Source organism: Paenibacillus sp. FJAT-27812 (assembly GCF_001273905.1).
Lineage (GTDB): Bacteria > Bacillota > Bacilli > Paenibacillales > Paenibacillaceae > Pristimantibacillus.
Window position 1 is genome coordinate 6,539,398 of record NZ_LIGH01000001.1, and the last position, 10,812, is coordinate 6,550,209.

Consider the following 10,812-nt stretch of genomic DNA (forward strand, 5'->3'; position numbering starts at 1 on the left):
TACAATATATGAAGGAGGAGCAGTCTCATGCAGCAGCCTAATCCGCTTTCCCCTTGGCAAGTGTGGTCGCTTGAAGTCCAACATAAGCTCAAAGAGCAGCAAGAACAACTCGAAGCGCTTGAAGCGAAAGTTGCCGCATTATGTGATCAGGTAAAGCAGCTTGAAGCACGTCCTACTTACAGTATAGATAAAATAGAATATCGTTTTGATCAATTGAAGGTAGAGAAGCTGGACGGCACGCTAAATATCGGCATGACTGCTCCTGGCACGGACGAAGATTCCTTTCCCGGCAACATCGAGCAATTAGCCGTTTCAAAACCTGAGGTTTTTCCGTCTGCCGGGCCGTCTATCCCCCCTCCAAGCGGATTATACAATGATGTCTTTGCAGGAATGAACCGTTATTTGGATGACGAGGCACCGCAAAGGCTGATCGCCTATGAGAATGAGCTTTGCATCCCGCTGGATCCTTACCATAGAAGAATTATTATGGAGGATATCCGCAAACAGGTGCCGACTCGCATTCAATATTATATGCAGCAATCCATGAAAGGCTCGGTGGATCAAACGGCTGCAAGCAACGATCCATCTATCGCAGGGAACGTCCTCTCCAAAACAATAAGGGACTCCGACGCTGCAATGCTCGCTTATATGCGGCAGCTGCAGACTGGTGAGCCTGCATCAGGAGGAATGGCATAAATGATTCATTTTAAAGTTGTTAACCATCTGTTATGTGTTGGCCAAATTGAAATTCTCGGCGTATCCAGCGCATCGATGCTGCAGGTAGGCGATACCGATACCGTATCCTTGTATTCTATGTTCGATACGCCCCCGGAATCGGTCATCGTTGGCCCGTTAGCTCCTTTTCCATTGCCTGGCCAATCAAGCGAAGCGATAGGCGAATGAACGACTACCCCATTCGGACAGCTAATGTAGGTATGGTGAGCATTATAAGCGTGGGGGAGGCTTGTATCGTGCAGTTTGGCGACCGCGCCGAGACCGATGCCAAACTGATCGCGATAGCGGTGCAGCGCCGAGAAAGCCATACGACAGCAGGCGATGTTTTTTTTGAGTCTTATCCGATGTATACTAACCCTCTGCCCGTTCTTAATGATCCCGACTTCGATAACGGACAGGTCATTCGGCTCGAGCGCACAAATTGCATCCCCAATATTACAGTCGGGCTTATTGCAATCATTGCCATCGCCTCTTCAACAAGTGTGCTTATTGGCAATGAGATGGATTTAAAGGCGGATTCACGCATCAAAAATATTCGACAGTACCCTCGGCAAAAACCATATCCCCCGATAGGTTGTTGAGCATTCTGGGTAGATGCTGTCTCATAAGCAGCGAGCTCGTCTGAAAAATGGCGGTACAGGTTGCTTTTCCTGTACCGCCATTTTTCTATGCTGATTCTTAAACCAAATGAAAGCTGTGAACAAGCAGCAGTCCAAGCCCGCTTAGCAAGATCGAACCGATCAAACCGGCTACGAACGTTTTTTTGCCCCATTTTCTAAACATGACAAGATCGACTCCTAGGCCTAGCCCCGCCATCGCCATTGCAATAAGCATATAAGCTGCTACAATTAGCTGCTCGGTGAGCGCCTCCGGGAGAATGCCAGCCGTCTTTACGGCACTCATAACTAGAAAACCAACAATAAACCATGGAATCGACAGATTTTTAAAGCTGGTCTTTGTTGTTTTGCTCGTCTGGCGATTGTTCCAGAACCCTATAATAATGGCGACTGGGACAAGCATCGCTACCCGCGACATTTTGACAATGACGGCAAGATCCACCGCTTCGCTTCCGCCCGGAGCTGCCGCAGCAATGACATGGGCGATCTCATGGAGCGTCGCGCCAGCGAATATGCCGTATCCAGCGTCGCTTAATTGCAGGATAGGATAAAGGATCGTATACACTAATGTAAATATCGTTCCGAGGATCGCAACCGTCGCAGCGCTGATGGCTGTTTCGTTATCGCTTGCCTTCAATTGTGGAGCAATCGCAACGACCGCCGCAGCACCGCAGATGGCTGTTCCGCAAGCTGTAAGAATACCTAGCTTTTTGTCGATTTTCAGCCATTTGCTTAATCCGTACACTACAAATATCGTAAATGCGATATTGATTGCGGCGATGGCTATCACCTTTGGTCCGGCAGCAGCGATGTCGAATAAATGGAGACGCAAGCCCAGCAAAATAATGCCGAAACGCAGCAGCCTTTTGCTCGAAAACGCAATTCCGCTTGCCGCTTGCTCCGGTATTCCTGCCATTGCTTTATAGGCTATTCCTAGCAAAATCGCAACGACCAGCTGTCCCATCACGTTAAAAAAAGGAAGCATCGCGATATATTTAGCCGCAATGGCAATGGTCAATGTGATTGCAACGCCCTGCGTAAAACCAACGCCCTTATAAGAATGATTAGTTATTACGTTTTTGGTAATCATGTCTTTCACCTCTGCGATCAGTCTGAAACTTGCTGTGTGGCATGACTTCACTATACGGCTCTGGCAGCATGAAGTGAAATACTTATTCACGATCTTTATCATCAGGATTACTTATGATTGAATTTGAATTAGTCACTCACGCAAGCTATTATTAAGAAAAACATACTAAATTCAAAACTAACAATGAGGGATTATAATGATTATCGAAGCACTTCGCGTATTTGTAACCGTTACGGAGCAAAGCCATTTTTCAAGAGCGGCAGATCTTCTGAATATATCTCAGCCTGGCGTAAGCCTGCATATTCGCAATCTGGAGAATGAGGTTGGCGCCAAGCTGCTTCACCGCTCTCCCAAGCAGGTCAGGCTGACCGAAGCAGGCGATATGCTATACAAGACGGCGAAGCAAATTTTATCCTTGTACGAAGGAACGAAGCAGGACATTCATCGGCTGCAGGATAAGGTGACGGGGACGATTCAAATCGGAGCCAGCTTTACAATCGGAGAATACGTACTTCCTAAACGGCTTGCTGCGTTCGCTGCGCAATATCCGCTCGTTGAGATGCAGGTCACCATTGGAAATACGGAGGAAATTGTGCAAGCAGTCCGGGCAAACGAATTAGATTTGGGGCTTATCGAAGGAGAAGCAAACGCTGCTGACTTGGTCATAACACCCTATATGAAGGATGAAATGATTTTGATCGCCCCCGCTGCCCATCCTCTCGCATCTGCGCATTTTGTCGATGCGGATATGCTGCAAAATGAGGTATGGGTGCTAAGGGAAAGCGGCTCTGGCACACGTGCTTTCAGCGATCAGTTCACTCAGGACGCCCAGATTGTCCAAAAACGCTCTTACGTTTTTAACAGCAGCCAAAGCGTCAAAGAAGCGGTAATTTCCGGCCTTGGAATCGCGATGCTTTCTCGCTGGGTTGTCAGAAGAGAGCTGGAATCCGGGGAAATGGGCGAATTGCGTTTAAATAGGGATCGTTTTGAACGCAGCTTCTCTATTATCCGTCATAGAGAAGGAGCAGCGACGATGGCAAGCGATGTTTTTGTTCAAAAGCTGCTTCTCGCCAGTGACTAAGATCCAGCAGCAACATCCGATTCGCCCCCAATGATACCCGACTGTTACTGAATACTAGCGCATATATATAGAGCAACTAAGGTTGCAAAGGATGAATGCGCCAAATGGATATGAAACGAATTCGTGAACAGATAGATGATATAACCGCTGATCTGCTTCGGCAGCAATCGCGTGACGGCGCTTGGCGAATGTGCTTTGATTCAGGGACGATGACCGACAGCTATCTTATTATTTTGCTGCGCCTGCTTGAGAGGCCGGATGAGCATTTGATTCGCAACCTTGCGGCGCGCATCGCATCCAGACAGGAAACGAATGGCGCGTGGAAGGTATACCCCGATGAAGCAGAGGGGAATTTAGAGGCGACTGCAGAAGCCTATTACGCATTGCTCTGTGCGAGGTTCTACCATGAATCAGATCCGCGCATGGTTATGGCCAAGCAATTTATTTTAAAGCAAGGCGGTCTCTCGGAAGCCAAAAACTTGCTCACTCAAGTCATCTTTGCTGCGACTGGCCAAGCCGAATGGCCGCGATTATTGCGTATTCCGCTGGAAGCTTTTTTCTCCGATCTAGGGATCGGACTAGACCTCTTCTCTCTTTCAGGCCACGCTCGCGTCCATCTTGTTCCGACACTCATTATGGCGAATAAATCATTTGCGCGCCGCACGCCATCGATGCCGCTTTTAACCGATTTATTTGTCGGCCAATCGCGTGCATTCACAAATGATGCAACTTGGATTTCGGCTTTGAACGGCTTTATCGCAAGCTTGCCTTTAACGAGCCTGCTTCCGCCAAGCTCTCCTACTGCTTTAGAGCGGGCTGAGGCGTTTATGTTCGAGCGAATAGAGCCTAACGGCACGCTGCTGACTTTCTCGACGGCGACGATATTAATGATATTATCGTTGCTTGCACTCGACTATTCCCCTCAATCGCATGCTGTTAATCAACTGCTCGCTGGAGCCATTTCATTAATATGCGCAGATCGTCCCCATCTTCAAGTGGCATCCTCAGAAGTTTGGGATACCGCTATGCTAAGCTACGCTTTGCGTGAAGCAGGAATGCAGCCTAACCACAACGCCTTGGAGCGTGCAGGGCACTATTTGCTAGACAGGCAGCAGGTAAGGCTTGGCGACTGGGCTCGGCGGTTGCCCAATACGCCGGCAGGCGGCTGGGGCTTCTCCAACGTGAATACGCTGTATCCCGATGTCGATGACAGTGTAGCCGCGCTTCGGAGCATACGTCACTACACTTCAGTCACCAATGGTTTACATGCGAACTGGCAGCGAGGCCTCAATTGGGTACTCGCTATGCGGAATGATGATGGCGGCTGGCCCGCTTTCGAACGGGAAGGCACGCAGCTGCCGGCAAGCTTTTTTACGTTCGAGGGCTCTGCTGATATTTCTACCGATCCTTCGACGGTTGACTTAACGAGCCGTGTACTAAGTTTTCTAGGCAATGAACTCGATATGACAATCGGCCACCAATGGCTCGACGATAGCGTGCAGTGGGTGCTCTCGCAGCAAGAACGAGACGGAAGCTGGTACGGCCGCTGGGGAATTGCTTATATTCATGGCACAGGCGCTGCCATTCAAGGAATGACTGCTGTTGGTGTTCCAAATGATCATCCCGCCATTAAGAAGGGAATCAAGTGGCTGTTGGAAATTCAAAATGAAGACGGCGGCTGGGGCGAATCCTGCCTTAGCGATAAAGTGAAGCATTACATGCCGCTCCATGCCAGCACGCCTTCTCAAACCGCTTGGGCGCTGGATGCTCTGACAGCAGCGCATGCAAAACCGAATGCAGCGATTGAGCGTGGCGTTGAAGCGCTATTGCAGTCACTCGAGCGGCGAGACTGGACTTATTTCTATCCGACAGGCGCCGCCTTGCCAGGCAGCGTATACGTTTTTTATCCGAGCAACAACTATATTTGGCCGCTTCTCACGCTTTCAACCATTTTGAAAAAATACGGCTCCTAATGCTCGCCTCGCCTACATGAAAAAAAACAGCCCGCAAGCTCGGCTGTTTTTTTCGTTTATGCTATACCCACTTTTGCTGAAAAGCAGCAATATTCGCGTACTCCTCGGTCAACAAACGAGAAACGCGAATATAGATCCGCATCAGCTCGGAGTAGATTTGAGCGTTTTGTTTGTTTGGCAGATGAAAATGCGATCCCCCGACCATGTCGGCAACGACGTCCAGCGAATCCACCTCGCCTAAGCTGTATAACCCCAAGATGACTGCGCCAAGGCAAGAGCTTTCAATGCTTTCCGGGACATGCAGCTCCTGGTCAAAAATATCAGCCATCATCTGGCGCCATAGTTCGGATCTTGCAAAACCGCCGGTCGCTTGAATTTTGGTAGGTTTGCCTGTCAATTCCTCAAGCGCCATAAGCACGCTGTACAAATTATAGATAACGCCCTCTAGCGCCGCTCGAATCAGGTGCTCCTTCTTATGGTGCAGCCCCAGTCCAAAATAGGAGCCGCGCGCATTTGCATCCCACAGTGGAGCTCGCTCGCCAGCTAAGTACGGGTGAAAAATCAGCCCGTCAGAGCCAGGTCTCGCTTTGGCAGCAAGCTCTGTAAGAAGCTCATAAGGATCGATGCCAAGCTGCTTCGCCGAAGCAATCTCTTCCGTACCGATTTGATCACGCACCCATCTGAAAATCATGCCTCCGTTATTCACCGGGCCTCCGATAACCCAATGATTCTCCGTCAGCGCATAGCAAAAAATTCTGCCCTTCGGGTCCGTGACCGGCTTGTCCGTTACCGCGCGGATAGCGCCGCTGGTGCCGATCGTAACCGCGACCACTCCCGGATCAATCGCATTGACGCCAAGATTGGACAACACGCCATCGCTTGCCCCGACTACGAAAGGCGTGGAGGCGAGCAGATTCATTTGCTTCGCATAAGGCTCCTCCAATCCTTCCAGCTTATACGTTGTAGGAACCAGCTCGGACAATCTCTCTGCCGTAACGCCGGCTACCCGAAGCGCTTCCTCATCCCATTGCAAGTTGTTCAAATGAAACATCCCAGTAGCAGAAGCAATGGAATAATCGATGACGTAACGGCCAAACAGCTTATAAAATACATATTCTTTAATCGATATAAATTTATAAGCGCGGTCAAACAGCTCTTTATGGTCATGACGCAGCCAGGTGAGCTTCGACAAGGGAGACATCGGATGGATCGGCGTGCCCGTACGCAAGTAGATTTCGTGGCCATTCCATTCGTTTTTAATTTTATTCGTCCATTCCATGCTGCGGTTATCAGCCCACGTAATACATTTTGTGAGCGGTTCGCCTGCCTGATCTACAGCAATGACGCTGTGCATCGCTGAGCTGAAGGAAACGCACAAAATATCTTGGGCCTGCACGTTGCTTTTGGCAACGGCTTGTCCAATCGTTTTGAGCACGGCATTAAAAATTTCATCCGGATCCTGCTCAGCAATAGCCGGAGACGGCGAGTGAAGCGGGTATTCAATGCCATGGCTTGCGACTATAGCGCCTTTAGAAGTGAAGAGCACCGACTTCGTGCTTGTCGTTCCGATATCAACACCGATAACATATTTAGTAGTCATCTTTATACCTCCACATACTTTTGCCAATCAAATAGCTGGCAACGTATTCGTTCGCTCTACAATTGTTACAATACCGTTCTTCCAGCATTTATTCAATCCGATGCTTTAGGAGCTTACGACGCTGTGGCCACCGAATTCATTGCGCAGCGCGGCAACGACCTTGCCCGAGAACGTATTTTCTTCAAGCGAGCGGTATCTCATCATTAGCGACAAAGCGATGACCGGCGTTGCCGTCTGCAGGTCCAGCGCCGTCTCCAGCGTCCATTTGCCTTCTCCCGAAGAATGCATGATACCTTTTAAGCCATCCAATTTTGCATCCTTAGCGAATGCATTTTCTGTTAGCTCCATCAACCACGACCGGATGACCGATCCATTGTTCCATACCCGGGCGACCTTCTCAAAATCAAATTCATATGCGCTTTTTTCCAGCAGCTCGAACCCTTCCGCAATCGCCTGCATCATGCCGTACTCAACGCCGTTGTGGACCATTTTCAGAAAATGTCCGCTTCCGCTTTCCCCTGCGTGCAAATATCCGTCCTCAACGCAAATGTCCTTGAACAGCTGCTCGACTGATTCAAATGCCGTTTTATTGCCGCCAATCATCGTACATGCGCCCGATCTGGCACCGGAAGTTCCGCCGCTTGTGCCAACGTCAAGGAAATGAATGCCCTGTTCGGCAAGCTTCTCTGCTCGTCTAGTCGTATCTTTATAATTAGAATTGCCGCCGTCTATCAAAATATCTCCGGATTCAAGCGCTTCGCCAGCCTCTTGAATTACAGCCTCCGTCAACTCGCCTGCCGGTACCATCATCCAAATTACACGCGGAGCCGATAACGATTGAACCAGCTGTTTAATTGAGCTTGCGCCTTGCGCCCCATCCTCTTCGGCTTTCTCAATCGCTGCTGTATTGACGTCATAAACAACCGCTTTATGATTATGCTCCAGTACATTCAGCATCAAGTTATAACCCATTTTCCCTAAACCAATTATGCCTATTTGCATGATCTTTCATCTCCCAATCATTTTTATAATCTAAGTTATCTATCTAAACGCATACGTATGAAATATAGGATCAACATTCCATTTATGTTATACTTCTTCTGAAATAAGCTGCTACGCGAGGAGAAGCAACGATCATGGTGCAAAACATGTTTGGAAAAATCCGTTCTTATTATGCAAGATTCAGCGAAAAGGAAAAAAAAATCGCAAACTATATTTTAGATAATCCCGAAAAAATCATTCATAGCACCATTAATGAGGTTGCCGAAGATTTGAATGTTGCGGAAGCAACCGTGTTTCGTTTCTGCAAGCGTATCGGATATAAAGGATACCAAGCGATGAAAATCGCCCTTGCCTCGGAAATTATGACGCCAAGCGAGCAAATTTATGAAGAAATCAATGAGCAGGACGATGAGAAGACGATCGCCGAGAAAGTATTTAAATCAAACATTCGAACGCTTGAAAATACGTTTCAAATTTTAGACGGCGAAGACTTCGCCAAAGCGGTATCCGTCATCGCTGCTGCAAACCGCGTTCACTTCTACGGCATCGGCGGCTCCGGCGTTATCGCGATGGATGCTTTCCATAAATTTATCCGCTCTGGAAAACAAGCTTTCGCATTTACGGATGCGCATTTCCAGCTCATGTCGGCAGCTCAGCTGACGAAGGATGATGTTGCGGTCGTCATTTCCCATTCGGGCACGAATAAAGACACGATACGCATCTTGCAAACGGCAAAAGCGAATGGCGCAAAAACAATTGCGATAACCGGCTTCCCTAAGTCGCCAATCAGCCAGCATGCAGATGTATCGCTCCATACAAGCTCAGAGGAAACGGTTTACCGCTCAGAAGCGCTCGCATCTCGAATTGGGCAGCTTAGCTTAATTGATGCCCTGTATGTCAATGTCATGCTCTTAAACAAAGATAAAGCGAAAGCATCGCTCGAAAAAGTACGGGAAGCCATCTCGGAAACCCGAATTTAATCGCGTCTCATATTACGGAAGAAAGGTGAGCCATTGACTGCAATGTCAACGGTTCACCTTTTTTTATGGAAAGCTAAACGAAAATGTCTACGACCAGGATCAAAGCAAGCGCGACGACGGAAATAATCGTTTCCAGCGCCGTCCATGTCAGGAGCGTTTCCTTGACCGACATCCCGAAATACTCCTTGATCATCCAGAAGCCCGAATCGTTCACGTGAGACAAGATGAGCGATCCTGCGCCCGTAGCGAGTACGAGCAGCTCAAGATTAGCTCCCGGCACGATCGCAGCAATCGGAGCAACAATGCCGGCCGCTGTCATCATCGAAACGGTAGCTGAGCCTGTCGCAACACGAATGAGCGCCGCAATTCCCCATCCAAGCAAAATAGGAGAAATGTTTGAGGATGTAGCTAAATCCGCGATATACTCACCAATGCCGGAATCAAGCAACACCCGGTTGAAAGCTCCGCCTGCCCCAATGACCAGCAAGATCGTCGCCGTAGGCGCCAAGCAATCATTCGAAAACTTCAGTACCTTCTCCCTGCTGAGGCCGCGGAAGTATCCTAAGCTAAAGAAGGAATATACAGTTGCGATTAGCAAAGCGGTCACCGGGTCTCCGATAAAGCGCAGCGCTTGGTACAAGGAGCTCTCCTTGGCAAGAAACAGCTCCGCAATGGAGGCAGTGAGCATAAGGATGACCGGGACCAGAACGGTAAATACCGTATTGAAAAAGCCCGGCAGCTGCCTGTTAGGATCCGCCTCTGTCAGCTGCTCCCCGATTTCCTTAGGTACCGATTTATGAATCCGGTTGCCAATCCACTGTCCATACAATGGACCTGCGATGATCGCTGTAGGAAGACCGACGATAATCGCATACAAGATCGTGAGTCCAACATCAGCGTTAAAAATGCCTACCGCAGCCATAGCAGCCGGATGCGGCGGTACAAGGCCATGCACGACCGAAAGTCCGGCGACGAGCGGTACGCCGATTTTGACAAGCGACACGCCTGTTTGGCGAGCGATCGTGAATACCAATGGGATCAACAATACGAAGCCGACCTGGAAGAAGACCGGAATACCCACGATGAAAGCAACAAACATCATCGCCCAGTGCACATTTTTTTCGCCAAAACGTTTAATTAACGTTTGCGCGATTTTCTCGGCACCGCCGGACTCCGCCATCATTTTGCCGAGCATCGTACCTAAAGCAAGTACGATAGCCAAGAAACCAAGCGTATTGCCCATGCCTGTCTTAATGGAGTCGATGATGCCTGTCCCGCCTGCTTCTGTCGTGAACAACGGCATTCCTGTAGCAAGCCCGACGCCAATTGCTGTCACGATAAGCGAGACAAACGGATTCAGCTTCGCTACTGTTATGAGCAGCAACAGCACTACAATAGCAGCCAAAACGATAAGTAATAACATGGTATGCCCTCCTAAGTTGTCTTTAAAGAATGCTGAGCAGCTTTTCAATTATATGAAAAAATATTTCTCAAATCAATAACATTAAAGAAAAAATATTTTATTATTTCTGTCGAAATAACGTTCCTTATTATGAGTATTATTTGCCATTTCATGCAGTTGATCGTTTTTTCGGTAAAAACCTTAAATAAACAAAAAAAAAACCTGCATGCGTAAAAAGGGACTGACCCCATAACGTGAGACAAATCAAAACACCTTCAAGAAAATGCAACCATGTCGTAAGATATGGAGACAACCTTGGAGGTGTTTTTACG

At 48.5% G+C, this 10,812-nt stretch carries 10 protein-coding genes; 6 read left to right on the top strand and 4 right to left on the bottom strand.

All coding sequences use genetic code 11. The annotated features are described in order from the left end of the window. The first annotated feature begins 27 nt into the window (after positions 1 to 27). From gerPC to ADU23_RS28090, 3 genes are read left to right on the top strand one after another with little or no spacing between them, the layout of a single operon-like run. Positions 28 to 696 (top strand): spore germination protein GerPC, encoded by a 669-nt coding sequence (gene gerPC, locus ADU23_RS28080; RefSeq protein WP_053376779.1) that lies wholly within the window; start codon positions 28 to 30, stop codon positions 694 to 696. Continuing rightward, positions 697 to 903 (top strand): spore gernimation protein GerPD, encoded by a 207-nt coding sequence (locus tag ADU23_RS28085; RefSeq protein ID WP_053376780.1) that lies wholly within the window; start codon positions 697 to 699, stop codon positions 901 to 903. After that, complete coding sequence (locus ADU23_RS28090; protein ID WP_141680467.1) at positions 900 to 1,316, top strand: spore germination protein GerPE; 417 nt, start codon at positions 900 to 902, stop codon at positions 1,314 to 1,316. Before ADU23_RS28085 ends, ADU23_RS28090 begins: the two co-directional genes overlap by 4 nt. Positions 1,317 to 1,413: 97 nt before the next feature. On the opposite strand, the gene ADU23_RS28095 is transcribed toward ADU23_RS28090, so the two are convergent. After that, positions 1,414 to 2,442, bottom strand: a complete 1,029-nt coding sequence (locus ADU23_RS28095) for a YeiH family protein (RefSeq protein WP_053376782.1) — start codon at positions 2,440 to 2,442, stop codon at positions 1,414 to 1,416. Positions 2,443 to 2,638: 196 nt separating this feature from the next. Between ADU23_RS28095 and ADU23_RS28100 the strand changes: the two genes are divergently transcribed. Together ADU23_RS28100 and ADU23_RS28105 are read left to right on the top strand one after the other, a co-directional pair. After that, positions 2,639 to 3,523: a LysR family transcriptional regulator gene (locus ADU23_RS28100; RefSeq protein ID WP_053376783.1), complete on the top strand. Its 885-nt coding sequence runs from the start codon at positions 2,639 to 2,641 to the stop codon at positions 3,521 to 3,523. Positions 3,524 to 3,627: 104 nt separating this feature from the next. Continuing rightward, complete coding sequence (locus ADU23_RS28105; RefSeq protein ID WP_053376784.1) at positions 3,628 to 5,496, top strand: prenyltransferase/squalene oxidase repeat-containing protein; 1,869 nt, start codon at positions 3,628 to 3,630, stop codon at positions 5,494 to 5,496. 61 nt (positions 5,497 to 5,557) lie between these two features. On the opposite strand, the gene gntK is transcribed toward ADU23_RS28105, so the two are convergent. Together gntK and gnd are read right to left on the bottom strand one after the other, a co-directional pair. Continuing rightward, positions 5,558 to 7,096, bottom strand: a complete 1,539-nt coding sequence (gene gntK / locus ADU23_RS28110) for a gluconokinase (protein WP_053376785.1) — start codon at positions 7,094 to 7,096, stop codon at positions 5,558 to 5,560. Between the two features lie 105 nt (positions 7,097 to 7,201). After that, positions 7,202 to 8,098, bottom strand: coding sequence for a phosphogluconate dehydrogenase (NAD(+)-dependent, decarboxylating) (gene gnd, locus ADU23_RS28115; RefSeq protein WP_053376786.1), 897 nt, complete (start codon positions 8,096 to 8,098; stop codon positions 7,202 to 7,204). A gap of 134 nt (positions 8,099 to 8,232) precedes the next feature. Here gnd and ADU23_RS28120 point away from each other — a divergent pair, with 134 nt between their 5' ends. Further along, the gene (locus tag ADU23_RS28120) at positions 8,233 to 9,078 is read left to right on the top strand and encodes a MurR/RpiR family transcriptional regulator (protein ID WP_053376787.1); all 846 of its coding nucleotides are present in this window, start codon (positions 8,233 to 8,235) and stop codon (positions 9,076 to 9,078) included. A gap of 73 nt (positions 9,079 to 9,151) precedes the next feature. Here ADU23_RS28120 and ADU23_RS28125 read toward each other — a convergent pair whose 3' ends face one another. Next, entirely contained in the window at positions 9,152 to 10,501 is a 1,350-nt protein-coding gene (locus ADU23_RS28125) for a GntP family permease (protein WP_053376788.1), read from the bottom strand. Positions 10,502 to 10,812: the final 311 nt, after the last annotated feature.

Coding starts and splice junctions, on each gene's coding strand:
- gerPC (WP_053376779.1), top strand. CDS start 28: ATGCAGCAGCCTAATCCGCTTTCCCCTTGGCAAGTGTGGTCGCTTGAA.
- ADU23_RS28085 (WP_053376780.1), top strand. CDS start 697: ATGATTCATTTTAAAGTTGTTAACCATCTGTTATGTGTTGGCCAAATT.
- ADU23_RS28090 (WP_141680467.1), top strand. CDS start 900: ATGAACGACTACCCCATTCGGACAGCTAATGTAGGTATGGTGAGCATT.
- ADU23_RS28095 (WP_053376782.1), bottom strand. CDS start 2,442: ATGATTACCAAAAACGTAATAACTAATCATTCTTATAAGGGCGTTGGT.
- ADU23_RS28100 (WP_053376783.1), top strand. CDS start 2,639: ATGATTATCGAAGCACTTCGCGTATTTGTAACCGTTACGGAGCAAAGC.
- ADU23_RS28105 (WP_053376784.1), top strand. CDS start 3,628: ATGGATATGAAACGAATTCGTGAACAGATAGATGATATAACCGCTGAT.
- gntK (WP_053376785.1), bottom strand. CDS start 7,096: ATGACTACTAAATATGTTATCGGTGTTGATATCGGAACGACAAGCACG.
- gnd (WP_053376786.1), bottom strand. CDS start 8,098: ATGCAAATAGGCATAATTGGTTTAGGGAAAATGGGTTATAACTTGATG.
- ADU23_RS28120 (WP_053376787.1), top strand. CDS start 8,233: ATGGTGCAAAACATGTTTGGAAAAATCCGTTCTTATTATGCAAGATTC.
- ADU23_RS28125 (WP_053376788.1), bottom strand. CDS start 10,501: ATGTTATTACTTATCGTTTTGGCTGCTATTGTAGTGCTGTTGCTGCTC.